Origin of the sequence: Pseudomonas indica NBRC 103045, from assembly GCF_002091635.1 — a bacterium.
Lineage (GTDB): Bacteria > Pseudomonadota > Gammaproteobacteria > Pseudomonadales > Pseudomonadaceae > Pseudomonas_M > Pseudomonas_M indica.
The window spans coordinates 14,071-40,535 of the sequence record NZ_BDAC01000026.1 but is presented as its reverse complement, the minus strand read 5'-3'; the positions used below and the strand labels follow the sequence as shown (position 1 = coordinate 40,535).

General features: G+C 64.4%; 24 protein-coding genes. 16 read left to right on the top strand and 8 right to left on the bottom strand.

The genetic code is table 11. The features are described from left to right. The first annotated feature begins 7 nt into the window (after window positions 1–7). The 9 genes from cfaB to PIN01S_RS22975 all read left to right on the top strand — a co-directional run bounded on the left by cfaB (window position 8) and on the right by PIN01S_RS22975 (window position 11,969). Window positions 8–1,192, top strand: coding sequence for a C17 cyclopropane fatty acid synthase CfaB (cfaB, locus tag PIN01S_RS23015; RefSeq protein WP_084339251.1), 1,185 nt, complete (start codon window positions 8–10; stop codon window positions 1,190–1,192). A 97-nt stretch (window positions 1,193–1,289) separates the two neighbouring features. Next, window positions 1,290–3,041, top strand: a complete 1,752-nt coding sequence (locus PIN01S_RS23010; RefSeq protein ID WP_084339250.1) for a sensor histidine kinase — start codon at window positions 1,290–1,292, stop codon at window positions 3,039–3,041. Window positions 3,042–3,173: 132 nt separating this feature from the next. Further along, window positions 3,174–4,520, top strand: coding sequence for a sigma-54-dependent transcriptional regulator (gene mifR, locus PIN01S_RS23005; RefSeq protein ID WP_084339249.1), 1,347 nt, complete (start codon window positions 3,174–3,176; stop codon window positions 4,518–4,520). 374 nt (window positions 4,521–4,894) lie between these two features. Next, a complete protein-coding gene (locus tag PIN01S_RS23000) occupies window positions 4,895–5,851 on the top strand; it encodes a TAXI family TRAP transporter solute-binding subunit (RefSeq protein WP_084339248.1) in 957 nt (318 codons plus the stop codon). Between the two features lie 169 nt (window positions 5,852–6,020). Continuing rightward, on the top strand, window positions 6,021–8,051 hold the full coding sequence (locus PIN01S_RS22995; RefSeq protein ID WP_084339247.1) for a TRAP transporter permease: 2,031 nt from the start codon (window positions 6,021–6,023) through the stop codon (window positions 8,049–8,051). Beyond that, a complete protein-coding gene (locus PIN01S_RS22990) occupies window positions 8,048–8,476 on the top strand; it encodes a DUF1850 domain-containing protein (RefSeq protein WP_084339246.1) in 429 nt (142 codons plus the stop codon). Before PIN01S_RS22995 ends, PIN01S_RS22990 begins: the two co-directional genes overlap by 4 nt. A 110-nt stretch (window positions 8,477–8,586) precedes the next feature. After that, window positions 8,587–8,949 (top strand): GFA family protein, encoded by a 363-nt coding sequence (locus PIN01S_RS22985; protein ID WP_084339245.1) that lies wholly within the window; start codon window positions 8,587–8,589, stop codon window positions 8,947–8,949. Window positions 8,950–9,016: 67 nt separating this feature from the next. Then, the gene (locus PIN01S_RS22980; RefSeq protein ID WP_084339244.1) at window positions 9,017–9,559 is read left to right on the top strand and encodes a DUF3617 domain-containing protein; all 543 of its coding nucleotides are present in this window, start codon (window positions 9,017–9,019) and stop codon (window positions 9,557–9,559) included. Between the two features lie 292 nt (window positions 9,560–9,851). Next, window positions 9,852–11,969 carry a TonB-dependent siderophore receptor gene (locus PIN01S_RS22975; protein ID WP_084339243.1) on the top strand — a complete coding sequence of 706 codons (2,118 nt, stop codon included), beginning with the start codon at window positions 9,852–9,854 and terminating at the stop codon, window positions 11,967–11,969. Window positions 11,970–12,028: 59 nt separating this feature from the next. Here the strand turns inward: PIN01S_RS22975 and PIN01S_RS22970 are convergent, their stop codons facing one another. From PIN01S_RS22970 to folE2, 4 genes are read right to left on the bottom strand one after another with little or no spacing between them, the layout of a single operon-like run. Further along, window positions 12,029–12,901, bottom strand: a complete 873-nt coding sequence (locus PIN01S_RS22970) for a metal ABC transporter substrate-binding protein (RefSeq protein ID WP_084339242.1) — start codon at window positions 12,899–12,901, stop codon at window positions 12,029–12,031. A gap of 11 nt (window positions 12,902–12,912) precedes the next feature. Then, entirely contained in the window at window positions 12,913–13,770 is an 858-nt protein-coding gene (locus tag PIN01S_RS22965; RefSeq protein ID WP_084339241.1) for a metal ABC transporter permease, read from the bottom strand. Beyond that, the gene (locus PIN01S_RS22960; protein ID WP_084339240.1) at window positions 13,770–14,438 is read right to left on the bottom strand and encodes a metal ABC transporter ATP-binding protein; all 669 of its coding nucleotides are present in this window, start codon (window positions 14,436–14,438) and stop codon (window positions 13,770–13,772) included. The genes PIN01S_RS22965 and PIN01S_RS22960 overlap by 1 nt, the downstream gene beginning before the upstream one ends. After that, window positions 14,435–15,334: a GTP cyclohydrolase FolE2 gene (gene folE2 / locus PIN01S_RS22955; protein ID WP_084339239.1), complete on the bottom strand. Its 900-nt coding sequence runs from the start codon at window positions 15,332–15,334 to the stop codon at window positions 14,435–14,437. Before folE2 ends, PIN01S_RS22960 begins: the two co-directional genes overlap by 4 nt. Window positions 15,335–15,409: 75 nt before the next feature. Between folE2 and dksA the strand changes: the two genes are divergently transcribed. Genes dksA through PIN01S_RS22940 form a run of 3 tightly spaced genes read left to right on the top strand, consistent with a single transcriptional unit; the run spans window position 15,410 to window position 17,666 of the window. Beyond that, window positions 15,410–15,814 (top strand): RNA polymerase-binding protein DksA, encoded by a 405-nt coding sequence (gene dksA / locus PIN01S_RS22950; RefSeq protein ID WP_084339238.1) that lies wholly within the window; start codon window positions 15,410–15,412, stop codon window positions 15,812–15,814. An 11-nt stretch (window positions 15,815–15,825) separates the two neighbouring features. Continuing rightward, window positions 15,826–17,031 carry a zinc metallochaperone GTPase ZigA gene (gene zigA / locus PIN01S_RS22945; RefSeq protein ID WP_084339237.1) on the top strand — a complete coding sequence of 402 codons (1,206 nt, stop codon included), beginning with the start codon at window positions 15,826–15,828 and terminating at the stop codon, window positions 17,029–17,031. After that, entirely contained in the window at window positions 17,031–17,666 is a 636-nt protein-coding gene (locus PIN01S_RS22940; RefSeq protein ID WP_084339236.1) for a DUF1826 domain-containing protein, read from the top strand. Before zigA ends, PIN01S_RS22940 begins: the two co-directional genes overlap by 1 nt. Before the next feature lie 5 nt (window positions 17,667–17,671). Here PIN01S_RS22940 and PIN01S_RS22935 read toward each other — a convergent pair whose 3' ends face one another. Continuing rightward, window positions 17,672–18,025 carry an NADH:ubiquinone oxidoreductase gene (locus PIN01S_RS22935; RefSeq protein WP_084339235.1) on the bottom strand — a complete coding sequence of 118 codons (354 nt, stop codon included), beginning with the start codon at window positions 18,023–18,025 and terminating at the stop codon, window positions 17,672–17,674. A 78-nt stretch (window positions 18,026–18,103) separates the two neighbouring features. Between PIN01S_RS22935 and PIN01S_RS22930 the strand changes: the two genes are divergently transcribed. Beyond that, complete coding sequence (locus tag PIN01S_RS22930) at window positions 18,104–19,066, top strand: CobW family GTP-binding protein (protein WP_084339234.1); 963 nt, start codon at window positions 18,104–18,106, stop codon at window positions 19,064–19,066. Window positions 19,067–19,078: 12 nt separating this feature from the next. On the opposite strand, the gene PIN01S_RS22925 is transcribed toward PIN01S_RS22930, so the two are convergent. Both PIN01S_RS22925 and PIN01S_RS22920 read right to left on the bottom strand, forming a co-directional pair. After that, window positions 19,079–20,386: an MFS transporter gene (locus tag PIN01S_RS22925; protein ID WP_084339233.1), complete on the bottom strand. Its 1,308-nt coding sequence runs from the start codon at window positions 20,384–20,386 to the stop codon at window positions 19,079–19,081. Window positions 20,387–20,599: 213 nt separating this feature from the next. Next, complete coding sequence (locus PIN01S_RS22920) at window positions 20,600–21,451, bottom strand: extracellular medium-chain-length polyhydroxyalkanoate depolymerase (RefSeq protein WP_084339232.1); 852 nt, start codon at window positions 21,449–21,451, stop codon at window positions 20,600–20,602. Between the two features lie 345 nt (window positions 21,452–21,796). On the opposite strand from PIN01S_RS22920, the gene PIN01S_RS22915 reads away from it, so the two are divergent. Together PIN01S_RS22915 and PIN01S_RS22910 are read left to right on the top strand one after the other, a co-directional pair. Then, complete coding sequence (locus PIN01S_RS22915) at window positions 21,797–23,548, top strand: DUF1302 domain-containing protein (RefSeq protein WP_169715873.1); 1,752 nt, start codon at window positions 21,797–21,799, stop codon at window positions 23,546–23,548. 16 nt (window positions 23,549–23,564) lie between these two features. Further along, complete coding sequence (locus tag PIN01S_RS22910; RefSeq protein WP_084339230.1) at window positions 23,565–24,920, top strand: DUF1329 domain-containing protein; 1,356 nt, start codon at window positions 23,565–23,567, stop codon at window positions 24,918–24,920. On the opposite strand, the gene PIN01S_RS22905 is transcribed toward PIN01S_RS22910, so the two are convergent. Further along, a complete protein-coding gene (locus PIN01S_RS22905; RefSeq protein WP_084339229.1) occupies window positions 24,917–25,537 on the bottom strand; it encodes a TetR/AcrR family transcriptional regulator in 621 nt (206 codons plus the stop codon). The genes PIN01S_RS22910 and PIN01S_RS22905 overlap by 4 nt on opposite strands. A gap of 117 nt (window positions 25,538–25,654) precedes the next feature. On the opposite strand from PIN01S_RS22905, the gene PIN01S_RS22900 reads away from it, so the two are divergent. Continuing rightward, a complete protein-coding gene (locus PIN01S_RS22900; RefSeq protein WP_084339228.1) occupies window positions 25,655–26,455 on the top strand; it encodes an alpha/beta fold hydrolase in 801 nt (266 codons plus the stop codon). The last annotated feature ends 10 nt before the right edge of the window (window positions 26,456–26,465 follow it).

Here is a 26,465-nt window from a genome sequence, read left to right as displayed (position 1 = left end):
ACACCTCATGTTGGCGTTGCTTCCACCAGTATTGCGGGAAATCCAGCTGCCTTTGCGGCTGCGCCTATGGAACGGGTATGAACTCGAACTGGGCCCCATCCCGAGCGTGACATTGGTGGTGAAGGACCCCGGCCTGATCACCCAGTTCGAACAACCTACCCTGGACGCCCTCGGAGAGGCCTTTGTCGAAGGCCGCCTGGAAATGGAGGGTTCAATCAGCGAGGTGATCCGCCTCTGCGATGCGCTCAGCCGGGCGCTGATTCCCGATGAAAACGCCGCCCCACCCGAGCGCCGTGCCCACGACAAGGACACCGATGCGGCGGCGATCTCCTACCACTACGACCTGTCCAACGACTTCTATGCGCTCTGGCTGGACCGCGACATGGTCTATTCCTGCGCCTATTTCGAAACCGGGCAGGAAGACCTCGAACAGGCCCAGCAGGCCAAGCTCCGCCACCTGTGCCGCAAGTTGCGGTTGAAGCCCGGCGATTACCTGCTCGACGTCGGTTGCGGCTGGGGTGGCCTGGCTCGCTTCGCCGCCCGTGAGTTCGGCGCGCGGGTGTTCGGTATCACCCTCAGCCGCGAACAGCTTGCGTTGGCGCGGGAACGGGTCAAGGCCGAGGGCCTGGACGACCGGATCGAACTCGAACTGTTGGACTACCGCGACCTGCCGCAGGACGGCCGCTTCGACAAGGTGGTCAGCGTCGGCATGTTCGAGCATGTCGGCCATGCCAACCTGGCGCTCTATTGCGAGCGGCTGTATGGCGCGGTGCGCCCCGGCGGCCTGGTGATGAACCATGGCATCACCGCCAAGCACACCGACGGCCGCCAGGTCGGCCGCGGGGCTGGCGAGTTCATCGACCGCTATGTGTTCCCCCACGGCGAGCTGCCGCATTTGGCCACCATGACCGCGCGGATCAGCGAAGCGGGCCTGGAAGTCGTCGATGTGGAAGGCTTGCGCCTGCATTACGCACGGACCCTGAATTTCTGGAGCGCGAACCTGGAGTCCCGCCTGGAGGAAGCGTCCCGGCTGGTGCCGGAACAGGCGCTGCGCATCTGGCGGCTGTACTTGGCCGGTTGCGCCTACGGTTTCGAGCAGGGCTGGATCAACCTCCACCAGATTCTCGCCGTGAAGCCGTACGGGGACGGTTCCCACGATTTGCCCTGGTCGCGCCGCGACCTGTACGCCTGAGCGCCACCGGGCGGAGCGGCGGCATCGAGCGCCGCGGGAGCGTGGCGAGGCGCGAGAGATGGCTTAACATGGGCGATCCGTTTCGCCAGAGTCGTTCATGCCAGCCATTCTCGTGCGTTTTCGCGTTGCCCTGATCGTTCTGCTGATCTTTCTCGGGTTGCTGATAAGCATGCTCCTCGCCGGGCGTTTCGCCGAGCGGCGCGCCTGGGAGGAGCGCAGCGTCGAGGCACGCGGACAGCTCGCCCTTTATGCCCAGACCATGCACACCCTGGTCGAGCGCTTCCGCTCGGTTCCGGCGTTGCTGGCGCTGGACAGCGACATCCGCAGCCTGCTCGACGACCCGGCCAATCCGGTTCTGCGCCAAGCGCTCAATCGCCGCCTGGAGCGGCTGAACACCGAGGCGGGCTCGGCGGTGCTCTATCTGCTGGACAGCCGCGGCGAGGCCATCGCCTCGAGCAACTGGCGAGAGTGGAGCAGCTTCGTCGGCAACAACTACGCGTTCCGCCCGTACTTCCAGGATGCGATCCATCACGACGCCGGGCGTTATTTCGCGGTGGGCGTAACCACCGGCATTCCGGGCTATTTCCTCTCCCACGTGGTGAAGGACGGCGGCGGCCGGTCGCTCGGGGTGCTGGTGGTGAAGCTGGAGCTGGAAGAACTGCAGCGCGAATGGGCCAGCCAGCCAGGCACCATGCTGGTCGCCGACAGTCACGACATCGTCATTCTATCCAACCGTCCGGCGTGGCGTTTCCGCTATCTGAACGAGTTGAGCGATACGGTGCGGGCCGAACTCGTGGAGTCGCGCAAATATGCCGAGCAGAACCTGCAACCGCTGCCCAGTGAGCCGTTGCAGACCGTCGCCGAGGATGCCGAGCTGCGTCGCGTGGATGGCCCGGAAGGCCGGCGCGTCTATCTCTGGCAGCGGCTGGCGTTGCCGGAGGAGGGCTGGAGCCTGAACCTGCTGATGGAGCCGACCCTGGTTGCCGACAGCGTGCGCAGCTACCGGTTGGCCGCCGCCGGCATCTGGATGACCCTCGCGTTCCTGCTGCTCTACCTGGCCCAGCGGGAGAAGAACCGGCGTCTCCAGCAGCGCAGCCGCGAGGAACTGGAACGCTTGGTGGAAGAGCGCACCGCCGAGTTGCGTACCGCCCAGGACGAACTGGTGCATGCCGCCAAGATGGCCGCCCTGGGGCAGATGTCCGCGGCGCTGGCGCATGAGATCAACCAGCCGCTGACCGCGATGCAGATGCAGCTCGGCAGCCTGCGCCTGCTGCTCGACAGCGGTCGTCAGGACGACGTGCGCGACGGATTGGCGCGGATCGATGGGCTGCTTCAGCGCATGGCCGCGCTCACTGGCCACCTCAAGACCTTCGCCCGCAAGAGCCCGGGCGGGTTGCGCGAGCGCCTGAGCCTGGATCATGTCCTCGAGCAGGCGCTGCAACTGCTGGCCCCGCGTATCCGCGCCGAACAGGTGGAGGTGGTCAAGCACCTGGAGCCGGCGGCCCAGGTCCTCGGCGACGCCATCCGGCTCGAACAGGTGCTGCTCAATCTGCTGCACAACGCGCTGGACGCCATGGCCGGGCAGGAACGGCGGATGCTGCGGATGACCATCGAGGCCCAGGGCGGGCAGTGGCAGCTCAGTATCGAGGACAGCGGCGGCGGTATCGCCGAGGAACATATCGCTAACGTCTTCGATCCATTCTTCACCACCAAACCGGTGGGCGAGGGGTTGGGCCTGGGGCTCGCGGTGTCCTACGGCATCGTCCGCGAACTGGGCGGCAGCCTGGAGGCCTCGAATGGCGAAGAAGGAGCGGTATTCACCTTGCGGCTTCCGGCTGCGCCAGCGTGACACCGGTCGCACTGACGGCAACGGTGCGCCGCCAGCGGCCGGGGAACATGGGCGGGGCAGGCGCCGCGTGGCTAAACTGCGCGGGCTTGCGGGAAGGCTCGTGAGGTCCAGGCATCGAGCAGGAGTAACGTCATGAACGGTCAGGTCATTTTTGTCGATGACGAAGCGGCTATCCGCGAGGCGGTGCAGCAGTGGCTGGAACTGTCCGGCTTCACGGTGCATGTGTGTATCGATGCCGCCCAGGCGCTGGCGCTGGTCGACCGGGACTTCCCCGGCGTGGTGGTCAGCGACGTGCGCATGCCTGGCAGCGATGGCCTGCAATTGCTCGAGCGCCTGCAAAACCTGGATGCCGACCTGCCGGTATTGATGGTCACCGGCCACGGCGACGTACCGATGGCCGTGCAGGCGTTGCGCCAGGGTGCCTACGATTTCATCGAAAAACCGTTCAATCCCGAGCGCCTGCTGGACAGCGTGCGGCGCGCGCTGGAGAAGCGCCGGCTGGTCTGCGAGAACCGCCAGCTGCGCCAGCAGTTCGCCCTCAAGGATCGCATCGAAGCCCAGTTGCTCGGTGTTTCCCGTCCCATGGAAAACCTGCGCCGGCAAATCCTCGAACTGGCCGGTACCTCGGTCAACGTGCTGATCCGTGGCGAAACCGGCAGCGGCAAGGAACGGGTTGCCCGCTGCCTGCACGACTTCAGCCCGCGGGTGGCCAAGCCGTTCGTGGCGCTGAACTGCGCGGCGATTCCGGAAAGCATTTTCGAGAGCGAGCTGTTCGGCCATGAAAGCGGTGCCTTCACCGGGGCCCAGGGCAAGCGCATCGGGCGGATCGAACATGCCGATGGCGGCACGCTGTTCCTCGACGAAGTGGAGAGCCTGCCGCTGGCGCAGCAGGTCAAGCTGCTGCGGGTATTGCAGGAAAAAACCCTGGAGCGCCTCGGGTCGAATCGCAGCATCCAGGTCGACCTGCGGGTAATCAGCGCGGCCAAGCCGGACCTGCAGGACGAGGTTCGCGCCGGGCGTTTCCGTGAGGACTTGCTGTACCGCCTCAACGTAGCGGAGCTGCGCATTCCTCCGTTGCGCGAACGGCGCGAAGACATTCCCCTGTTGTTCAACCATTTCGCGGCGGTCGCCGCCGAGCGCCACAACCGCGAACTGCAACCGCTGACGCCGCAGGAGCTGTCGCGGCTGGTCGCGCACAACTGGCCGGGCAACGTCCGCGAGCTGATCAACGCGGCCGAACGGTATGCCCTCGGCCTGACCTCTTCGGAAGAGACCCAGCAAGGGCCACAGTCGCTGGCCGAACAGATGGAAGCGTTCGAGGCGCAGTGCCTGCACACCGCCTTGCAGCGCTGCCAGGGCAATATCAGCGACGTGATGGCGCTGTTGCAGATTCCCCGGCGCACGCTCAATGAAAAGATGCAGCGCCACGGCCTCAGCCGCAGCAGCTACCTACCGGCGGGCAGCAGCGAGGAAGAGTGAGCCTTCGTCCGAGCAGGTGAGGGGAGCGGATTCTTGCCGAACGGCCTTTCTCCATCGGCGGAATTCCGCTCATTGTCGACACTGCTTCCCATCCGGAACGCTCTAAACCGCTGCCGAACGGCTTTGGCACGGCCCCTGCAATAACAGGCTTCGATTGCGCGGAACACCGCGACGGTCCAATAAAAAAGACAAGAGGCCTGTATGAACTGCCATCTCCTCCGCATAACCCCGACTTCTCTTCATCGGATGCCAACCGCCGGGTTCGCATCGGTGCTCGTTTCCCTGTGAAAAAGCCGGACGGGTACTCACCTGTGTGAGCTCGTCTACAGTGAAAAACTCTGCAACAACCAAATAACAACGACGGAGATTCTTCCATGAGACTGATCAAGCGTTTCAGCCTTCTCGCCGCTGCCGCGGCCTTCACTGCCAGCACCGCCGCGGTTGCGGCGCCGACCTTCATCAACATCCTCACCGGCGGCACCAGCGGCGTCTATTATCCGATCGGTGTCGGCCTGTCGCAGATCTACAGCAACGGCATCGAAGGCTCGAAAACCTCCGTGCAGGCCACCAAGGCTTCCGTGGAAAACCTCAACCTGCTGCAAGCCGGTCGTGGGGAACTGGCCCTGGCCCTGGGCGACTCGGTGGCCGATGCCTGGAACGGTGTGGAAGACGCCGGTTTCAAGGCCCCGCTGAAGAAGCTGCTCGCCATCGGTTCGACCTACCCGAACTACATCCAGATCGTGGCCAGCAAGGAATCCGGCATCAAGACCCTGGCTGACCTGAAGGGCAAGCGTATTTCCGTCGGCGCGCCGAAATCCGGCACCGAGCTGAACGCCCGCGCCATCTTCAAGGCTGCCGGCCTGAGCTACGAGGACATGGGCAAGGTGGAATTCCTGCCGTACGCCGAGTCCGTCGAACTGATCAAGAACCGCCAGCTCGACGCCACCCTGCAATCGTCCGGTCTCGGCATGGCCGCGATCCGCGATCTGGCCGCGACCATGCCGATCAGCTTCGTCGCGATCCCGCAGGATGTCGTCGGCAAGATCGACAACGCCGCCTACCAGGCCGCTGTGATTCCGGCCAGGACCTACGACGGCCAGGAAGAGGACGTTCCCACCGTAGCGATCCAGAACATCCTGGTGACCCACGAAGGCGTTTCCGATGATGTGGCCTACAAGATGACCAAGCTGATGTTCGACAACCTCGACCGCCTGGCCACTTCCCACTCCGCAGCCAAGGACATCAAGCTGGAAGCTGCCACCCAGAACCTGCCGATCCCGCTGCACCCGGGCGCTGAGCGCTTCTACAAGGAAGCCGGCGTGCTCAAGTGAGCCGTAGCCGTCAACGTTTGTTCCCGTTCAGCCCCCTCTCCGCGAGGAGAGGGGCTTTACCCGCGCAGAGACGCTAATAAAACCAGCGCTATCCTGACTCTGGGGATAGCGGCAGGTTTTGTTAGCGGTTTTTCCGGGCATCACCTGCAGTAGATGAGGGAAACCCTCCATGAGTGAGCATCATCAAGGCCTCGAGGCCGCGACAGGCAGTTGGCCGAAGGCGCTGTTCTTCGTCGCCCTGTCGTTTTCCACCTTCCAGGTTTTCACCGCCGCCTTCCCCCTGGTTTCCACCCAGGTGCTGCGGGCGGTGCACATCGGCTTCCTGCTGATGCTGGTCTTCCTCAGCTTCCCGGCGTTCGGCAAGAAACGCCCCTGGCAGCCGCTGGCCTGGCTGCTCGGCCTCGCCGGCATGGGCACGGCGGCCTACCAGTGGATTTTCGAAGCCGACCTGATCCAGCGCTCCGGTGACCTCACCAGCGGCGACATGGTGATCGGCCTGGTCCTGATGGTGTTGGTTTTCGAAGCGGCGCGGCGGGTCATGGGTATCGCGCTGCCGATAATCTGTGGCCTGTTCCTGGCCTATGGGCTGTTCGGTGAGTACCTGCCGGGCGACCTGGCGCACCGGGGCTATGGTTTCGACCAGATCATCAACCAGTTGGCGTTCGGTACCGAGGGTTTCTACGGCACCCCGACCTATGTATCCGCCACCTATATCTTCCTGTTCATCCTGTTCGGCTCGTTCCTCGAACAGGCCGGGATGATCAAGCTGTTCACCGATTTCGCCATGGGCCTGTTCGGCCACAAGCTCGGCGGTCCGGCCAAGGTGTCCGTGGTGTCTTCCGCGCTGATGGGCACCATCACCGGCTCCGGCGTGGCCAACGTGGTCACCACTGGCCAGTTCACCATTCCGCTGATGAAGCGCTTCGGCTACCGCCCGGCCTTCGCCGGCGCCGTGGAAGCGACCTCCAGCATGGGCAGCCAGCTGATGCCGCCGGTGATGGGCGCCGTGGCCTTCATCATGGCCGAAACCATCAACGTGCCCTTCGTCGAAATCGCCAAGGCGGCCCTGATTCCGGCGCTGCTGTATTTCGGTTCGGTGTTCTGGATGGTGCACCTGGAAGCCAAGCGCGCCAACCTCAAGGGCCTGCCGAAAGACCAGTGCCCGAACCCGTGGAAGGCGGTGAAGGAGCGCTGGTTCCTGCTGATTCCGCTGGGCATCCTGGTCTTTTTGCTGTTCTCCGGCCGCACGCCGTTGTTCTCCGGCATGGTGGGGCTGGCGCTGACGGCCATCGTGATCCTCGGCTCGGCGATCATCCTGCGGGTGTCGTCCAAGGGCCTGCGGGGCGCCTTCTGGGTGGCCCTGGGGCTGCTCTGCGCCGGGTTCTTCCAATTGGGCATCGGTGTCGTGTTCGCGGTGATCGGTGTGCTGGTGGCGACCTGCTGGTTCCTCAAGGGCGGCCGCGACACCCTGGTCATCTGCCTGCATGCGCTGGTGGAAGGTGCGCGCCACGCGGTACCGGTGGGCATCGCCTGTGCCCTGGTCGGCGTGATCATCGGCGTGGTTTCGCTGACCGGCGTGGCCTCCACCTTCGCCGGCTACATCCTCGCCATCGGCCAGGACAACCTGCTGCTCTCGCTGGTGCTGACCATGCTCACCTGCCTGGTCCTCGGCATGGGCATCCCGACGATCCCGAACTACATCATCACCAGCTCGATCGCCGCGCCGGCGCTGCTTGAGCTGGGTGTTCCGCTGATCGTCTCGCACATGTTCGTCTTCTACTTCGGCATCCTCGCCGACCTCACCCCGCCCGTGGCGCTGGCCTGCTTCGCTGCCGCGCCGATCGCCAAGGAAACCGGCCTGAAGATCGGACTGTGGGCGGTGCGTATCGCCATCGCCGGCTTCGTCGTGCCGTTCATGGCGGTGTACGCACCGGCCCTGATGCTGCAAGGCGACAGCCTGATGATGACAGCCTACGTGGCGGTCAAGGCCATGTTCGCCATCGCCCTCTGGGGTGTGGCGTCGGTGGGCTACCTGCACGGCAAGCTGTTCTGGTGGGAGCGCCTGCTCGGTCTGGCCGCCGGTGCCTGCCTGGTCATGGCCCTGCCGATCACCGACGAACTGGGCTTCGCCCTTGGCGTCGGCATGCTCGCCGTGCACTTCTGGCGCCTGCGCCGCGATGGCAAGCCGGTGGTCGCGTGATCGGTCTCTGCATGGGACTGGCCGGGGCAGTCTGGGCGGAACTGCCCGTCCCGGCCTTTACCCTGGCCTGGCGGCACACCATCGAAAAGGTGCGCTGGGAAGAGGATTACCGCGTGACGCCGAGCGGCCTGCTGCTCGGCGAGGCGCGAGTCAAGGGTTCTGGCGCCGGCATGGAAATACCGGACGGCGCCGAACTGCGCGAGGGCACCTGGCACTACCAGCGCCAGCTACCGCCCTTGCAGCCGCTGCGCTTGGGCAGAACGCCCGAGGCGGGGGATTACCAACTGTGTTTCGACCAGCGTTGTCACGACCTGAGTGAATGGCTCGGCTCGCCAAAAGCGAGCCAGCCGGCGCTGGAACTCTGGAGCTGTCCGGTCACCACGCCGGACAGCCCCGCGACCCACGAGGGAAGCGGGCAGGGCTGAGAAGCCCGCGTCGTATCGGAAGAGCCCCGGCCTGGTGCCGGGGTTTTTCTTATCCGCGTTCCCGATAGCTTCGACTATGGTGAAGGGCACCGTCTTTTCAGGAGGAAACCATGAGCACCCATACGGTTATCCACAAGGGAAGCTGTCACTGTGGACGCATTGCCTTCGAAGTGGAGGGCGAAATCGAGCAGGTCATCGAGTGCAACTGCTCCCATTGCAGTCGGAAGGGATACCTGCTGTGGTTCGTGGCGAAACAGCAGTTGCGGCTGGTCACGCCGGAGGCGGATATGGCGACCTATCGCTTCAACAAGCACGTCATCGACCATCACTTCTGCCCGGTGTGCGGTTGTGCGCCGTTCGGCTTCGGCAAGGACCTCAGCGGGAAGGAGACGGCGGCGATCAATGTCCGCTGCTTGCCCGAGCTGGATCGTTCCGGGTTGAAGGTGGTCCAGGTCGATGGTCGCAGCTTCTGATGGGTACGGTTCAAGGACGATGTTCTACGCTTGCAGTTCGAATCTTCGGCGAATCGGATGCCCAGCCATGAAAAAACACCTTGCGACGACGATTGCGACGGCGGTCTGCCTGCTGGCTCCTGTGGCCCATGCCCAGGTGATCCGGCCCGGCTTGTGGGAGGTCAGTTCCAACAAGATGCAGGTCGACGGCCAGGAACTGCCCGGTATGCAGGAGATGCTGGAGCGCATGAAAAGCCTGCCGCCCGAGCAGCGGAAGATGATGGAAGACATGATGGCCAAGCAGGGCGTTCAGGTGGGTGACAAGGGGGTGCGCATCTGCCTGACGGCCGAGCAGGTCAAGGCGGAGAACATTCCGCTGCAGCACCAGCAGGGTGGCTGCAAGAATGAATTCACCGAGCGCAGCGCCGAACGCTGGGCATTCCGTTTCACCTGTCCGGAGGCCAGTGGCGAAGGGGAAACCCGCTTCATCAGCGATCGCGAATATGTCACGCGGATAACCGGTACCCACCAACGCAGCGGCCAAGCGGCCCAGCAGAGCGAGATGGAATACGTCTCCCGCTGGATCGGCGAGGACTGCGGCAACGTTCCCCCGGTACGCCTGCAACCCTGAGCACGGCTGCGTCGACCTGACCGGCGCAGCGCTCGATTTTTCCCGACACGTTTGCCGCGCTTTTTTTGCGCAGACGGCTTGCTTAGCCCCATTTCCGCCTAGTAAATGCTAATCAGCCTCAATTGCGTTGACCTGGTCACGTCTCGATGCGATTATTTATCGATAATTATTAGCATTCGTCACTGGTTCTGTTGGCTTGGATAGCCCCAGCCTGACGATGCTCGCTTAAAAAGGTCGTCGCCGCTTCGGAGTCAGGCGGACGGGGACCAACGAATATCTACGGGGAAAAACAGTGATCAAGAAGACCGGTCTGGCCACCTGCGTGGCGTCCGCGCTTTCGCTCGGCCTTTTGCAAGGGGCCATCGCCCAGGAAAGCTCCGATGCGGCGGTACTCGATACGCTCACCGTGGTCGGTGACTCCAAGGAGGCCGAGCAGGATTCCTACAAGGCCAAGAGCAGCAGCGCCGCCACCAAGCTGGACCTGACGCCGCGCGAAACGCCGCAGTCCATCTCCACCATCACCCGTGCGCAGTTGGACGACTTCAAGCTCACCAGCGTCAACGACGCGTTGAAGAACACCACCGGTATTTCCGTGGAAGAGGTGGAAACCGACCGGACTTACTTCACCGCGCGCGGTTTCGACATCACCAACTTCCAGTACGACGGTCTCGGCACGCCCTTCGTCTATGGCAACCTCGACGGCAGCATCGACACCGCACCGTTCGAGCGTATCGAGATCGTGCGCGGCGCCAATGGCCTGATGACCGGCACCGGCAACCCGTCCGCCACCGTCAACTTCGTACGCAAGCGACCGACCCTCGAACCCCAGGCCCGCATCGACCTGACCGCTGGCTCCTGGGACCTGCGCCGCATCGACACCGACGTGTCGGGGGCGCTGACCGAGTCCGGCAACGTTCGCGGCCGTGTGGTCTACGCCAACGAAAACAAGAACTCCTACCTGGATCGCTATTCCCGGGAGAAGAATGTCTTCCACGGCGTATTGGAATTCGATCTGGACGACAGCACCCTGTTCTCCCTCGGCCATACGCTGCAGAAGACCGATTCCAACAGCCCTATGTGGGGTGCGTTGCCGCTGGTCGACAGCGCCGGCCAGCCCACCCACCTCTCCCGCTCCACCAGCACCTCGTCGGACTGGGCTTATTGGGACAACCAGGAAAACCGCACCTTCGCCGAGCTGAGCCACCGCTTCGACAATGGCTGGGAAGCCAAGGGTGTGCTGACGCGTGTAGAGAAACGAGGCGACTCCAAGCTGTTCTATGTCTATGGCACCCCGAATGCCCAGACCGGTTTAGGCTTGGCCGCCTATCCATCCCAGTACAAGGACGAGAACAAGCAGTGGATCGCCGATCTCTATGTCAGCGGGCCATTCGCCTTGGCTGGTCGAGAGCACGAATTGATGCTCGGCGTGAATTGGTCGAAATCGAATCTCGATGACGACTCATATTACGGCCGTGGCATAGGTACTGCGCTTCCGCCCATGTCCGAGTGGGATGGGAACTATCCTGAGCCTCCCTTCGATGCATCGACTGCCGGCAGCACCTTCGAAGACAAACAGAAGAGCGTATATTCCGCTGCTCGCTTCAGCCTGACCGACAAGCTGTCGCTGATCGCCGGTGCGCGGGCGACCAAGCTGGACAGCGATGGCGACAGCTACGGCGTCAAGAAGAAACGCTCGGATGACGACATCACGCCTTACGCCGGTCTGGTGTATGACATAAACGACCTCTTCTCGGTCTACGCTAGCTACACCGAAATCTTCGACCCTCAGTCGAGGCTCGATGCCAGTGGCAATCGTCTGGCGCCGGTTGAAGGGACCAGCTACGAAACAGGCGTCAAGGGTGAGCTGTTCGATGGCCGGCTGAATGTCTCCGCAGCGGTATTCAAGACCAAGCAAGACAACATTGCCGAAAGTGCTGGCTTCGTGAATGGCCGCCAAGCCTATTCGGGCGCTAACTACCTGAGCGAAGGCTACGAGTTCGAAGTCTCCGGCGAAGTGTTGCCGGGGCTGCAAGCCGTCGCCGGTTACACCTATGTCGATATCCAGGACGAGAATCACGGGCACGGCAAGACCTATGTACCCAAGCACCTGGTACGTGCTTCCGCGACCTACCGCGTTCCGTCCCTGGAGCAGTTGAAGGTCGGCGCCAGTGTCAATTGGCAGGACGATATCCACCGGGACGTGGATATCGGTGGTCGCCTGGCACGGGTCGAGCAAGACGCCTACGCCGTGGTCAACCTGATGGCCAGCTACGACATCGACCCGCATTGGACCGTCTCGGCCAACCTCAACAACCTGACCGACGAGAAGTACCTGACCAGTTTGTACTGGGACCAGGGCTATTACGCCGCACCGCGCAACGCCAGCATGTCGGTCAGCTGGAAGTACTGATCTCTCCCTCGAAGCCCCACGCGTAGCCTGCTGCCGTGGGGCTTTTTCATGTCCGGGCGTCAGGGTTTGAGGGCGTCCATCAGCGCATCCAGATTGTGCTCGTACAGGCCCAGGTAGGTACTGGCCGGACCTTCCGCCGCCAGGGCGTCGGAGTACAGCGTGCCGCCGACCCTGGCGCCGGCTTCAGCGGCGATCTGCTCGACGAGGCGCGGATCGCGGATGTTTTCGACGAACACCGCCTGCACGCCCTCATTGCGGATTTGCCGGATCAGGGCGGCGACCTCGGCGGCCGACGGCTCGTCGGTCGTGGACAGCCCTTGCGGTGCAAGGAACTGCAATTGATAGGCCTGCCCCAGATAGGCGAATGCGTCGTGGCTGGTGATGACGCGGCGCTTGCCCGCCGGCAGCCGGCCGAGGCTCTCCCTGGCCTTGGCGAGCAGGTCTTGCAGGCGCTGCAGGTAGGCGTCGCGGCGTTGGGCGTAAGTATCGGCATGCGCCGGATCGGCGGCCATCAGCGCCTGGGCGATGTTGCGTACGTAGATCTCGCCGTTGGCGAGGCTCTGCCAGGCATGCGGGTCCGGGATGCGATGTCCGTCCTCATCGATGGTTAGTGGCACCACGCCCCGGCTCGCGTCGATGCGTTGGCCGCGCGCCTCGCCGGAGGCCAGCAGCCGGTCGAGCCAGGGTTCGAAGCCGAGACCGTTGGCGATCACCAGATCGGCTGCCAGCAAGGCCTTGGCATCGTCCGGAGTGGGTTCGTAGACGTGGGCATCTTCGTCGGGGCCGACCAATGTCCGCAGCTCCACGTCGTTCCCGGCAATCTGCCGGGTGATGTCGGCAAGGATGCTGAAGCTGGCGACCACCTTCAGCTTTTCCGCGGCGGACAGGGAAAGCGGCAGAAGCAGGAGCAAAGCGGCGAATAACAGGCGCATCGAAGGGAACCTCAGGTAGCGATCGGCGAAGGGATACGGCGCAGCAAGCCGTGGACTGGCCCGGCCAGTACGGAGATCAGGTAGGCCGCACCAGCCAGCAGGACGATGCACGGCCCGCTGGGCAGCGCGGCGTAGTAGGAAAACAGCAGGCCGAGCCAGACGCAGGCGGCGGCGAGCAGGGCGGCGAGTATCAGCAGGACGGGCAGACGCCTGCTCCAGAAACGTGCCGCGGCGGCCGGCAGCACCATCAGCCCGACCACCATCAACGCGCCGATGGCCTGGAACCCCACCACCAGGTTGAGCACCACCAGCGTCAGGAACAGCCCATGGGCCAGCGGACCAAGCCGGCTGACGCTGCGCAGGAAGAGCGGGTCGAAGCTATCCAGGGCGAGCCAGCGATAGATCGCCACGAGCAGTACGAGGCTGGCGGACGCGACCAGCAACATGCCATGAAGCGTCGTTTCGTCCACGGCCAGGGCGGAGCCGAACAGCAGGTGCAGCAGGTCGAGTCGCTTGCCGGACAGACCGAGCAGGAGCACGCCGCTGGCCAGGGAGATCGGATAGATCGCCGCCAGGCTGGCATCCTCACGCAGGCCGGTGCGGCGGGTGATCCAGGCGGCCAGGCCAGCCATGGCCAGACCGGCGCCGAGACCGCCGAAGGTCATGGCCGGCAGACTCAGGCCGGCCAGCCAGAAGCCCAGCGCGGCGCCGGGGAGAATGCCATGGGCGATGGCGTCGCCGATCAGGCTCATCCGCCGCAGAATCAAAAAGACACCCAGAGGCGCCGCACTGACGGCCAGCACAATGCCGCCGAACAGCGCGCGACGCATGAAGGCGAACTCCACGAAGGGCTGCCAGAGCGCGTCCATCAGGCAACCCGCAGTCCACGCATGGAGAACGAATCGCGGGAATTTGAGGTGAAAAGGCAGCCATCTGCGGCGATTTGCAGGTTATTCGGGAAATAGCGGCGAACGGCGTCCAGATCATGGCAGACCACCAGCTGGGTACGGCCTTCGCGCTGCCAGCGGGCAATCTGCTGCCACAGGAGTGCCTGCCCGGCATCGTCGAGGGCGGCTGCCGGCTCGTCGAGCAAGAGCAGTGGCGCCTCGGTCAGCTCCAGGCGGGCGAGCAGGGCGCGTTGCAGTTCCCCACCAGAGAGCGCCTGCAAGGGGCGGTCTTGCAGCCCGTCCAGTGACCAGTTGGCCAGCGCCTGGTCCAGCCGCCGCCGGCGTTCGATGCGGGAAAGTCGGCTGCGCCAACTGCCTGCTGCGACCAGTCCGAGCAGGTCGATGGGAAACTGCCGGTCGAAGCTCTGTTGCTGGGCCAAGTAGCCGACCCCACCGAGCGAGGGAACCGCCAGGCGTAGTTGTCCGGCCAGGGGCTTGTGCAGACCGGCCAGTACCTTCAGCAGGCTGCTTTTGCCGCTGCCGTTGGCGCCGGTGATGGCTGTCAGGCTGCCGGCCGGCAGAGGCAGGTCCAGGGGCGGAGTGAGTGGCCGACCGGCCGGTCCCCATTGCAGGCCCAGGCAGCGGATCATCGGGTTTCCTCCCAGTTCCAACGGCTCTCCGCCACGGCATCGTGGGCATGCAGGCTTTCGGCATGGACGACGCGTACCCGGAAGCCCCGGGCCTCATCGAGGCCGCGCAGCGCCCGATGGAGGCGGCGCGCCGCATCCTCGCAGAACATCGTGTTCTGTCCGTTGGCCAGGGCGAAGGCTTGCTCGTCGGCGCGTTTCACCGCGGTTTGCACGGGCGTGGCCAACGCTGCTTCGGCGCAATCCACCAAGCGCTCGATGGGAAAGTCTGCGGCGTGCCCATCCAACCGCACGCGCAGGCTGGCGGTACTGCGCTGGCTGTGGGGCGTGGCGACGATGCCCTGGCTGCTACCCAGCCAGGCCAGCACTTCGGCGCGGTCCAGCGGGCCTTGGGCGAAATCCTCGACAAAGCGTTGCTGGATGAGCTGCCGGGCCAGCGCGGCAGAGCAGGGGCAGGTGGATGAATAGACGACCTCCACCTGCAGTTCCACGTGAAACCCAGCGGCATCCAGCCTCGCCAGAACCTCGAAGGGATAGGCCTTCCAGCCGCTGAGCGGGCTGACCAGCGCCGGGCGACTGAGCGGCAGCTCGCCACGCAGGCGCAGTTCCGAGCGCTGGGAAAGTCCTTCATGGCTGTGAAGAAACCGTTCCAGTACGCGCCGCACGAGCGGCGTGGTCAGCGGCTCGTGCTCCAAATCGGCCAACGCCAGGTACAGGCGCGACATATGAATGCCGCGGGCGCTGCCGTCGTCCAGGCTGACACCGGCGTCCGCATGGGCCTGGATGCGTTGCCCCTCCAGCAGCAGAGGTAGGGCGATGCCGCACATGCCAACCCAGTCGAGGGGCTGCTGCTGTTGGCTGGACTGGATGGCGATATCCGGCAGGGTTATGGCGTTCATCGGGATTCGCTCGGCAGCAATGGTCGAACGTAAATGTTATGTTATAACAATTACGGAAGCCAACCGGATTCAGCCATGACCGAAGAAGAACTGCTCCAACAGCCCCCCGAGGCCTACATGAACGAGGCCCAGCAAGCCTTTTTCAAGGACCTGCTGCTGCGCCAGCGCGAATCGCTGCGCAGCCGCATAGACGGCGAGTTCGACGAGCTGCGCGAGCAGGATCGCCCCGCGGACGACGTCGACCTGGCCAGCCGCGAGGAGCAGCGCCAGTGGCAACTGCGCCTGCTGGAACGGGAAAAGAAGCTGCTCGACAAGATCGACGAAGCCCTGGAGCGCCTGGCCCGGGGCGAATACGGCTGGTGCGCCGAAACCGGCGAGCCGATTGGTCTGCAACGGTTACTCCTGCGCCCCACCGCGACGCTCTGCATCGAGGCCAAGGAGCGCCAGGAGCAACTGGAAAAACACCTGCGTAACGTCTGATGAGGAATGCCATGAACCCACGCCTGCCTGTCACCGTGCTGTCCGGTTTTCTCGGCGCCGGCAAGAGCACGCTGCTCAACCACGTACTGAAGAACCGCGAGGGCCGCAAGGTCGCGGTGATCGTCAATGACATGAGCGAAATCAACATCGATGGCGGCGAGGTCCAGCGCGACGTCAGCCTCAATCGCGCCGAGGAAAAGCTCGTCGAGATGAGCAACGGCTGCATCTGCTGCACCCTGCGCGAAGACCTGCTGGAAGAAGTCAGCCGGCTCGCCCGGGAAGGTCGCTTCGACTACCTGTTGATCGAGTCCACCGGGATTTCCGAGCCCTTGCCGGTGGCCGAGACCTTCACCTTCCGCGACGAGCAGGACCGCAGCCTGTCCGACCTGGCGCGGCTGGACACCATGGTCACGGTGGTCGACGGGCTGAATTTCCTGCGCGACTACCAGGCGGCGGACAGCCTGGCCAGCCGGGGCGAGACCCTGGGTGAGGACGACGAGCGTTCGATCACCGATCTGCTGATCGAGCAGGTGGAGTTCGCCGACGTCATCCTGATCAGCAAGATCGACCTGATCGGCCAGGCCGAGCGCGACGAACTGCTGGCCATCCTCGGGCGCCTGAACGCCACGGCGGAGATCATTCCGATGGTCATGGGCCAGGTGCCGCTGGAGAAGATACTCGATACCGGCCGCTTCGATTTCGAGCGTGCCGCCCAGGCGCCTGGCTGGCTGAAGGAGATGCGCGGCGAACACGTGCCGGAAAGCGAGGAATACGGCATCGCCTCCACGGCATACCGGGCGCGCCGGCCCTTTCACCCGCAGCGCTTCTTCGATTTCCTCAACCGGGAATGGACCAATGGGCGCCTGCTCCGCTCCAAAGGCTATTTCTGGCTGGCCAGCCGGCCCCAGGACGTCGGTAGCTGGTCGCAGGCCGGTGGGTTGATGCGGCATGGCTTCGCCGGTCGCTGGTGGTGTTTCGTATCGCGCGACCACTGGCCCGTGGATGAGGAAAGCCTGGCGGCGATCACGCGCCATTGGACCGACGAGGTCGGCGATTGCCGCCAGGAGCTGGTGTTCATCGGGCAGAACATCGACTTCGCCCTGCTGAACGCGGAACTCGATAGCTGCCTGCTGACCGATGCGGAATGGAGCGAGGGTGTGGACGCCTGGCAACGTCTGCCGGACCCCTTCGCGCGCTGGACCGAGGAGGCTGCCTGATGCTGGCCCGGAAGTTGGCTCCAGCGGTGCGGCAGCGGCTGGATGCGCAGCCGGACGTGCTCGCCGATGCGCTGCTCGACGGGGTCAACCTGGCGGTGTGGCAGCGCGGCCTGCCGGAGGTCGTGGCAGGGTTCGCCGTCCGGTTGCTGGCCAGCGGCGAATCGCTGGCGCAATCCCTCACCCTGGAGATCGAGAACGAAGCCGAGCCCTCCTTGCAGGCGCTGGCCGGGGACTTCTCCGCGCTGCCCGGCCATGCCGAATTCGTCGCCGATGTGGCCTGGCTGGTGCGGGCCTACGCCTGCCTGCTGGAGGCCCGGCGCATCGGGTTGCGCCTGCGCGTGCTGGACAAGGCCATGTGCCCGCGCTTCCACGTCGACCACGTGCCGCTGCGGCTGGTGACCACCTATGCCGGGGTCGGCAGCCAATGGCTGGAAGAGGGGGCGATGGATCGCCGCCGCCTGGGTGATCCGGACGGCGAGCCGTCGGAGGGTATCCGGCAGATCGAGACCGGCCACGTGGCGTTGCTCAAGGGCGAGAAGTGGATCGGCAACGAAGGCGCCGGCCTCATCCACCGCTCGCCGCAACCGGCGCCGGGCGAACGTCGGTTGTTGCTGACACTGGATTGGCTTGGCTGAGTCGCTCAGGGCTTCAGCCAATTCCCCTTGCTCTGTTGCTCACAATAGGGCTTGAGGAAGGCGGCATCGCTGGCCACGCCGTAGTAATGGATATCCTGCCGGTACGGCATGTTGCTCGCCTGGGCGTCGCTGCAAATGCCGAAGGCGCCCTGTGGGCACTGTTCGACGAACTCCACCTCGACTTCCTGCCCCTGCAATTGCGGCTGGCAGAAGCCGCTGCGGAACAGCGCTTCGGGGATGCTGCGGTTCTGCTGGCAGACCTTCACGTCCAGTCGTTCGGCGCGGCTGTGCACGATGCAGGCCTCGGCCTGGGCGAACAGGGGCAGGGCGGCCAGCAAGGAAAGGAACCAACGGCGCATGAACGATCTCCCGATGACGGACGCGCACTTTAACAGAGTGGATTTGTCTGCGGCCCGGACAGGCCTCACCATAAGCCCATGCTCGAACACATTCCCACCCACCTGATCGCCGGCCCCCTGGGCGCGGGCAAGACCAGCCTGATCCGCCACCTGCTGGCACAGAAGCCGGACGGCGAGCGCTGGGCGATCCTGATCAACGAGTTCGGCCAGATCGGCCTGGACGCGGCGTTGCTGACCACCGATCAAGACGGCATCGCCCTGGGCGAAGTGGCGGGCGGCTGCCTGTGCTGCGTCAACGGCGCGCCGTTCCAGATCGGGCTGGGCCGGCTGCTGCGCAAGGCGAAGCCCGACCGCCTGTTCATCGAACCCTCCGGCCTCGGCCACCCGGGCGAACTGCTGCGGCAACTGCGCGAGCCGCCTTGGGACGGCGTACTGGCCGTGCAACCGTGCGTCATGGTGCTGGATGCCCAGGCCATGGCGGCCGGCCAGCCCCTGCCGGACAGCCAGCGCGACGCACTGCCGGAAGCGGCGCTGCTGGTCTTGAACAAGGCGGAACATCTCGACGAGGCGACCCGTGCCCGGCTGGCCGAGGCGTTGCCCTCCGTCACGCTGCATTGGACGTCCCAAGGAGCGCTGCCGCTGGGGCGGTTGCCCGGTATCGACCGGCGCCCGGGGGCGGGTGCCGCGTCCTTGCCTCAGCCCAAGGGGCCGGCGGCATTGCCGACGCTCTGGCGCGATCCGGGGCAGCCCATCTGCCAGACCCATACCCAGGCCGAAGGCTGGAGCATCGGCTGGCGCTGGCACCCGAGCCAGCGGTTCGAACTGATGCGTGTCCAGCTCTGGCTGGCCAGCCTGCCCTGGCGCCGGGCCAAGCTGGTGTTGCAGACCAACGCCGGCTGGCTGTCCGGCAATGCCCTGGACGGCCAGCCGATCCACTGGCAGGCCAGCGAATGGCGGAAGGATTCGCGCCTGGAACTGATCTTCGCCGTCCCGCAGGACGAAGCGGCGTTGAAGGCCGGGCTGGAGGCATGTCGCCTCTGACCCGGCCGCGGATCAATCCCGATCCATCCGCGAGTGGTGGCGGGTGTCCTTCATGAACACGTACACCAGCAGCGAGCAGGCGATGCAGCCGGTGACGTACCAGTAGAAGCCGCTCTCCATGCCGATGCTCTTGAACCACAAGGCGAGGTACTCGGCAGTGCCGCCGAAGATCGACACGGTCAGCGCATAGGGCAGGCCGACGCCGAGGGCACGGATCTCGGTGGGGAAGAGTTCGGCCTTCACCACGGCGTTGATCGAGGTGTAGCCGCTGACGATGATCAGCGCCAGCATGATCAGCAGGAACGCGTCCCACCAGTTCTGCACGCCTTGCAGGGCGCTGAGGATCGGGTAGGTGAAGAGGGTTCCGAGCACGCCGAAGGCGATGAGGATCGGACGCCGGCCGATCTTGTCGGACAGCGCGCCGATGATGGGTTGCAGCAGCATGAACAGGAACAGGGTGGCGGCCGAGATCATGGTCGAGTCGTTCTTGCTCATCCCGACGCTGTTCACCAGGTACTTCTGCATGTAGGTGGTGTAGGTGTAGAAGGCCAGGGTGCCGCCCATGGTCAGGCCGACCACGGTGAGCACTTCCTTGGGATAGCGCAGCAGGGTACGCAGCAGGCTTTCCTTCGGCTTGTCCTTCTTCTGGGTGAAGGACTCGGTTTCTTCCATGCCGCGGCGCAGATACAGCGCGGCGACCGCACAGAAGGCGCCGATGAAGAAGGGCACGCGCCAGCCCCAGCTTTCCAGTTGCTCGGTGCTGAGTGTTTGCTGCAGTGCGATCAGCACGCCGAGGGCGATGAGCTGGCCGGAGATCAGCGTGACGTACTGGAAGCTGGAGTAGAAGCCACGCTGCTCCTTGGTCGCCATCTCGCTGAGGTAGGTGGCCGAGGTGCCGTATTCGCCACCCACCGACAGGCCCTGGAGCAGGCGCGCCAGCACCAGCAGGATCGGCGCGGCGACGCCGATGGTTTCGTAGCCCGGCGTCAGGGCGATGATCAGCGAGCCGCCGCACATCATCAGGACCGACAGCAGCAGCGCCGCCTTGCGTCCCTTGCGGTCGGCGTAGATGCCCATCAGCCAGCCGCCGATCGGGCGCATCAGGAAGCCCACGGCGAAGATCGCGGCAGTGTTGAGCAGTTGGGCGGTCATGTCGCCCTGGGGGAAGAAGGCTTTGGCGAAGTACAGGGAGAAGGCGGCGTACACGTACCAGTCGTACCACTCGACCAGGTTACCCACGGAGCCGCTGAAGATGGATTTCAGGCGCTGCGAGGTGGTTCGGGGCACGGCAGGGGTGATCAGGGTGCTGGAATTGTCCATCACGTTCCTCTCTTGTCGTTATGGCGCCGGTCTGGCCGGCGTTGGGTGAGGAAGGCGATAGCAGGCGTCGTGCCAAGCCTGGAACCCGCGTAATCCGCGACTTTCAGGGCGGGCGGCCTCATTTCGGTAAGCAAGATCGTGCCGAAGCGGCCGGAACGGGAGCGGAAATCCGCTCACGTTCCGGCGCTTGAAAACCGGCTCGAGGACGCCTCGTCAGGGGTGGGCGTTGAACCAGGCGAGGATGTGCCGGGGCGAGGCGGAGAACCACTCATGGCCGCCCAGGGGTTCGGTGTAGCGGGTGGTTTCGATGCCCTGGTAGAGCAGCCGGTCGTAGTACAGGTCCATGCTCCACCAGGGCACTACGGCATCGACGAAACCGTGCAGGAAGGTGGTCGGCGGATGATTCGCCGGCAGCTCCGGCACCACGCACACCGGGCCGCTGCAGGTGGCATAGGATGCCGACTGGATGGCCAGCGCCTTGAACTGGCCGGGGAAGGACACCGCCATCCGGCTGGTGTTGTAGCCGCCGCTGGAGATGCCGGTGGCGTACTGGCGGCTGGGGTCGAGCCGGCCGAAATGCCCCTGGCGGATCGCCTGCAGCACGTTGCCGATGAACTGATAGTCGGTGCTCAGCTCATAGGCCTGCGCCAGGCCGGGTATGTTGGTCTGCCAGAACAGGTCGGCCGGGGCGCTGGGGGCGATCACCGCGTAACCGTTGTCCAGCAGCTTTTGGATCAATTTTCCCTCGTAGAAACCGCCGAAGGGCATGTTGCTGTAGTAGGTGAAGTCGTCCAACGGGAAGAACGAGCCCTGGTAGACCAGCACCACCGGCCAGCCCTTGGCCGGCGGCGTGCCCAGGGGCGTCTGGTAGATCACTTGGCGGATGCTCAGCGGCCCGGACGAAATCCAGGTGGTCTGGTAGCTGCAACTGACCTTGGCGGGCAGCAGCAGCGTCGCGCTTCGTTCGCTGCAACGGGAGTCGGCCCAGGCGATGCCGGTGCCGAGCAGGGCGAGAAGCGCACAGAGAAGCGAACGGCAGGTAGCAGTAGCAAAAGAGCGCAGCATGACGAGTACCTTCTTGTAGTTGTGTGACTCGATGGCTGAACGGCTCGCCCTGAACCACTCAGGCGGTGGGTGCGTGACACTCCGGCTCCCTTGGCAGCCTGCTTCCTGCGCTGCGGGAATGACGATCCTGCATTCTTGTCATCAAATCGAAACAGAAATTCCGATTCCGTCAAGGCGCTGATTCGCTGGGCTACGCTTGCAGGCAGCCGGCGGGCTCTCTGCGTCCTGTCTTCGTGAAGGGAGAAATTTTTTTCGCGCCACGGCTTGTCAGTTTTTCGGACTGGGCTACATTATTCGGAACCGATGTTCCGATTCCGAATAATAAGAACCCAACAGGAGGTCATCGTGACCAAGCAAGGACGAGGTCTGGGCGTTGCGACGCTGGCTATCTGCGGATTGCTGCCTTCGACGCAGGCGACGGCGTTCCAAGTGCGCTCGGGCGACTGGACGACTTCCCTCGACACGACGCTGTCCTACGGCCTCAGCTACCGCATGGAGGACCAGGACCAGAAGCTGATCGCCCGCGCCAACGGCGGCCGGGGCGACAATGCGGCGCTGATCAACAGCGACGACGGCAACCTCAACTTCAAGCAGGGCGAGCTGTTTTCCGAGGTGGTGAAGGTCGTCTCGGAGATGGACCTGCGCTACCGCGACACCTACGGCCTGTTCCTGCGCGGCCGGGCGTTCTACGACTTCGAACTGGAAGACGACGAGCGCCGGCACCGGCAGATCAGCTCGGACGGCCTCGACGAAGCCGGCTCGGACGCGGAAATCCTCGACGCCTTCGTCTACGGTAGCTGGACTCTCGACGACCACGCGCTGAATGCACGCCTGGGGCGACAGGTGATCAACTGGGGCGAAGGGCTGTTCTATCAGAACGGCATCGGCGTCACCAACCCGGTGGACATCAACGCGCTGCGGGCGCCGGGCTCGGAAGTGAAGGAGGCCTACATGCCCACCTTCATGGCCTACGCCTCCTTCGAGCTGCGCGAGAACCTGACCCTGGAAGGCTACTGGCAGCCGGGCTGGGCCTGGGAGTCCTCGAAGATCGACCCCTGCGGCACCTACTACTCGACCCTCGACGTGATCGGCGAGGGCTGCAACTACCTGTCCGTCCCGCCGTTGCAGGAGCCCCTGCCCGGCGGCCTGGCCTTCGACAGCCCGGAGCAGTTGCAGGACTACCTCGACACCCTGCCGCCCGGCCCCCTCAACGACCTGCTTCGCGCCTACCTGCCGACCACCTTCATTCCGCGTAGCCGTGACCTGGAGGCCGACGGTGCCGCCCAGTACGGCCTGGCCCTGCGCTGGTACGTACCGGAGCTGAACGACACCGAGCTGGGCTTCTACTACCTGCGTTACAACATGAACGTGCCCATGCTCGGCCTGACCGTCGGCCAGCCCACCGTCCTGCCGGTGGTCGGTGTGCTGCCGGTGGCGAGCAGTTCGAATTACTACGCCGAATTCCTGGAAGACCGCGACCTGTTCGGCATCAGCTTCAACACCACCATCGGCGGCGACAGCTTCCTCAACGGCCTGTCGCTGGCCGGCGAGCTGAGCTATCGCCCGGACGCGCCTATCGCCCTGGGACTCGGGGAATACCTGCCGACCGCACTGCTCGGCAACCTCGCCGGGCTGCCGGTGGGTACGCGGCTGGACGGCTACCGCGAGAAGAAGATGTACCAGGCGTCCCTGGTGGCCATCTACAACTTCAACGGCCTGCTGGACTCGGACTCCGCGACCCTGCTGTCGGAACTGGTGGCCAGCCGGGTCGAGGACCTGGAGGACGACGTCGACTACTACGACGCCACCACCCATGCCGTCGGCGCCCAGGCCAGCCTGTCGTTGAACTACACCAACGTGTTCAACCTGGTGAACCTGGTTCCCAGCGTCAGCTACCAGTACGGGATCAACGGCATCGCGCCGCAACTCACCAACGGCATCGTCGAGAACGCCCGCAGCTACTCGCTGGGGCTGGACGCCATCTATCAGGAGTCGCTGACCTTCGGCGTCAAGTACGTCGGCTACGCCGGCGGCGGGCTGGCCAACAAGCGCAGCGACCGCGACTACCTCAGCTTCAACGTCAAATACAGCTTCTGACAGGGACGGACACGCCATGACCCTTCGACTGATGAGCGCAACCCTAGCCGCCGTGCTGCTCGGCTGCGCCGCCCATGCCCTGGCCAAGGTCCCGGCGGACCAGGCCGCCCGCCTGGACGCCGACCTCACCCCGCTGGGCGCGGAGCGCGCCGGCAACGCGGCGGGAACCATTCCCGCCTGGGACGGCGGCCTGGCGCGCTCGGCGAATGCCTACGATCCGGCCCAGGGCTACAAGGACCCCTTCGTCGCCGACCAGCCGCTGTTCACCATCACCGCGGCCAACGCCGACCAGTACAAGGCGCAACTGAGCCCCGGCCAACTGGCGATGCTCAAGCGGTTCCCTTCCTGGAAGCTGCCGGTCTATCCGAGCCGCCGCTCGGCGTCCTACCCGGCCAAGGTCTACGAGGCGGCCAAGGCTAACGCGCTCACCGCCAGCCTGATCGAGAACGGCAACGGCATCGCCGATTTCCAGGTCGCCACGCCATTCCCCATCCCGCAGTCGGCGCTGGAAGTCCTGTGGAACCACCTGACCCGCTACCGCGGCGACAGCGTCAAACGCTACTACGCCCAGGCGGTGCCGCAGGCCAATGGCGACTACTTTATGACCAGCATCGAGGACCTGTTCCTGTTCAACGCCGATGCGGGCGACTACAGCAAGGGGAACGGCAATGTGCTGTTCTACTTCCGCCAGTCGGTGCTGGCGCCGGCGCGCCTGGCCGGCACCGAACTGCTGGTGCACGAGACCGTCAACCAGGTGAAGGAGCCACGCCTGGCCTGGCTCTACGCCGCCGGTCAGCGCCGTGTCCGGCGTACGCCCAACGTCGCCTACGACTCGCCCGGCACCGCCTCCGACGGTATGCGCACCACCGACAACTTCGACATGTTCTCCGGCGCGCCGGACAAGTACGACTGGCAACTAGTGGGCAAGCAGGAAATGTACGTGCCCTACAACAGCTACAAGTTCGCGGCCAAGACCAATACCTATGCGGACATCGTCAAGCCCGGTCATGTGAACCCGGACCTGCTGCGTTATGAACTGCACCGGGTCTGGCATGTGCGCGCCACCTTGAAGAAAGGCATGCGGCATATCTATAAACAACGCGATCTGTATTTCGACGAAGACAGTTATCAGATCGTCGTGGTCGATCATTACGATAATCGGGATAACTTATGGCGCGTCGGTGAGTCCTATACGATCAATTATTACGACCAGCCGTTGTTATGGACGAAAGGCGATGCCGTATACGACTTGATCAGTGGTCGTTATGTCATCGGCATTCTTTCCAACCAGGAACCGGCCGATGAATTTTCCATTGCCCTTAAACCCAGCGATTTCACGCCGGCACAATTAAGACGGGATAGTCGGCGTTAAACGTCGGACACTTCGAGATAATTAAGGACGAGACGGGAAAGTTCCTGCGGGATGGATTCCGCAGGCGTCATGCCGAGACTTCCGGTGAGGGTGTAGTAATTCATGCTGGCCAGCATCATATGCGCGGCAAGATCGGCCGCCTGGTCGGGATGCGGGTGGCGGATCGCCTGCGGCTGGGCCAGCACGATACGGCAGAACGCCTGGCCGATGGCGGCGTTGAGCTGGTGGAAACGCTGGCGGAACTGCAGGTCGCTGGAGCTGCGGCGGATCAAGGCGCGGAGCAGGCCTTCGCGCTGGGCGAACAGGGTGATGAGGGTACGGATGAAACGGTCGATGCGTTCGGAAGCGCTCAAGTCGTCCTGCAATAACGCTTCGATACTTTCGTCGATGGCACTCTGGCTTTCTTTGACGAAACGTTCGTGCACAGCATAAAGAAGGATGTCCTTGTCACCGAGCAAACGATAGAAAGTTCCCACCGATGATTCGGCAAGTTGGGCGATCTGGGATATTCCGGTTTCTTCGAACGTATTGTTGGCAAGCAGTTCGGCGGCCACGTTGAGGAAGCGCTCGAGGGCTTTCTTACTGCGGGCCTGAGTGGGGCTGGCAAGACTGTACATGGCGAATTCCCGAACCGTAGCGATCGGATTCTAGTCGCATTCCTCGACGCAAGGCAAACAAGCGATTAGCGGGTAATAGACGAATAAACAATTAATTGCCGACAGGAGAAAACCGACATGGACTTTATCGAACTGAGCGGTGGCCGCTTCGGCTACATCTGCACAGGGCAGGGCACTCCCGTGCTGCTGCTGCATGGCCTGGGTTCGTCGCTGCTGGACTGGCAGCCACAGATCGACCACCTGTCCCGGTCCTTTCGCGTCTATGCGCTGGACCTGCGTGGCCACGGCCGCAGCGAACCGCTGCGTGCCCGGCTGCGCCTGGCCGATCTCGCCGAAGACGTGGCCGAGTTCATCCGCGCGAAAGAAATCGAGCCCTGCTTCGTCGTCGGCATTTCCATGGGCGGCATGATCGGCTTCCAACTGCTGGCGTCGCACCCGGACATCGCGCGCGGCTTCGTCGCCATCAACAGCACACCGAGTTTTCCGCTGGACTCCTTCGCCTTGCGCTGCCGGTTGGCGCTACGCCTGCTGCTGATCCGCCTGCTTGGGCTGCGTGCACTGGGCTGGCTGCTGGCGCGCAAGCTGTTCCCCCATGCCGGCCAAGCCGCGCTGCGGGCCCAGACCGCGGCGCGCATCGCCGGCAACGACCGCACCTCCTACCTGCATGCGCTGCGGGCGATTCCCGGTTGGTCGGCGTGGCCGGCGCTGGAGAACGTCGCCACGCCGATGCTGATCGTCTCCGGCGACCGCGACTACACCCCGCTGGCCTACAAGCGCGACTATGTCCGCAAGCTGCGCAATGCCCGGCTGGTGGTCATCGAGGATTCCGGGCATGCCACCCCGCTGGACCAGCCGACCCAGCTCAACGCCGTGCTCGAACGCTTTCTGGCCGATCCGGACGCTGCCTTGGCCGGCTGAGCCGATTACA

Excerpts from the sequence above, each read along its gene's own strand:
- cfaB (WP_084339251.1), top strand. The coding sequence starts at position 8 with ATGTTGGCGTTGCTTCCACCAGTATTGCGGGAAATCCAGCTGCCTTTG.
- PIN01S_RS23010 (WP_084339250.1), top strand. The coding sequence starts at position 1,290 with ATGCCAGCCATTCTCGTGCGTTTTCGCGTTGCCCTGATCGTTCTGCTG.
- mifR (WP_084339249.1), top strand. The coding sequence starts at position 3,174 with ATGAACGGTCAGGTCATTTTTGTCGATGACGAAGCGGCTATCCGCGAG.
- PIN01S_RS23000 (WP_084339248.1), top strand. The coding sequence starts at position 4,895 with ATGAGACTGATCAAGCGTTTCAGCCTTCTCGCCGCTGCCGCGGCCTTC.
- PIN01S_RS22995 (WP_084339247.1), top strand. The coding sequence starts at position 6,021 with ATGAGTGAGCATCATCAAGGCCTCGAGGCCGCGACAGGCAGTTGGCCG.
- PIN01S_RS22985 (WP_084339245.1), top strand. The coding sequence starts at position 8,587 with ATGAGCACCCATACGGTTATCCACAAGGGAAGCTGTCACTGTGGACGC.
- PIN01S_RS22980 (WP_084339244.1), top strand. The coding sequence starts at position 9,017 with ATGAAAAAACACCTTGCGACGACGATTGCGACGGCGGTCTGCCTGCTG.
- PIN01S_RS22970 (WP_084339242.1), bottom strand. The coding sequence starts at position 12,901 with ATGCGCCTGTTATTCGCCGCTTTGCTCCTGCTTCTGCCGCTTTCCCTG.
- PIN01S_RS22965 (WP_084339241.1), bottom strand. The coding sequence starts at position 13,770 with ATGGACGCGCTCTGGCAGCCCTTCGTGGAGTTCGCCTTCATGCGTCGC.
- PIN01S_RS22960 (WP_084339240.1), bottom strand. The coding sequence starts at position 14,438 with ATGATCCGCTGCCTGGGCCTGCAATGGGGACCGGCCGGTCGGCCACTC.
- folE2 (WP_084339239.1), bottom strand. The coding sequence starts at position 15,334 with ATGAACGCCATAACCCTGCCGGATATCGCCATCCAGTCCAGCCAACAG.
- dksA (WP_084339238.1), top strand. The coding sequence starts at position 15,410 with ATGACCGAAGAAGAACTGCTCCAACAGCCCCCCGAGGCCTACATGAAC.
- zigA (WP_084339237.1), top strand. The coding sequence starts at position 15,826 with ATGAACCCACGCCTGCCTGTCACCGTGCTGTCCGGTTTTCTCGGCGCC.
- PIN01S_RS22940 (WP_084339236.1), top strand. The coding sequence starts at position 17,031 with ATGCTGGCCCGGAAGTTGGCTCCAGCGGTGCGGCAGCGGCTGGATGCG.
- PIN01S_RS22935 (WP_084339235.1), bottom strand. The coding sequence starts at position 18,025 with ATGCGCCGTTGGTTCCTTTCCTTGCTGGCCGCCCTGCCCCTGTTCGCC.
- PIN01S_RS22930 (WP_084339234.1), top strand. The coding sequence starts at position 18,104 with ATGCTCGAACACATTCCCACCCACCTGATCGCCGGCCCCCTGGGCGCG.
- PIN01S_RS22925 (WP_084339233.1), bottom strand. The coding sequence starts at position 20,386 with ATGGACAATTCCAGCACCCTGATCACCCCTGCCGTGCCCCGAACCACC.
- PIN01S_RS22920 (WP_084339232.1), bottom strand. The coding sequence starts at position 21,451 with ATGCTGCGCTCTTTTGCTACTGCTACCTGCCGTTCGCTTCTCTGTGCG.
- PIN01S_RS22910 (WP_084339230.1), top strand. The coding sequence starts at position 23,565 with ATGACCCTTCGACTGATGAGCGCAACCCTAGCCGCCGTGCTGCTCGGC.
- PIN01S_RS22905 (WP_084339229.1), bottom strand. The coding sequence starts at position 25,537 with ATGTACAGTCTTGCCAGCCCCACTCAGGCCCGCAGTAAGAAAGCCCTC.
- PIN01S_RS22900 (WP_084339228.1), top strand. The coding sequence starts at position 25,655 with ATGGACTTTATCGAACTGAGCGGTGGCCGCTTCGGCTACATCTGCACA.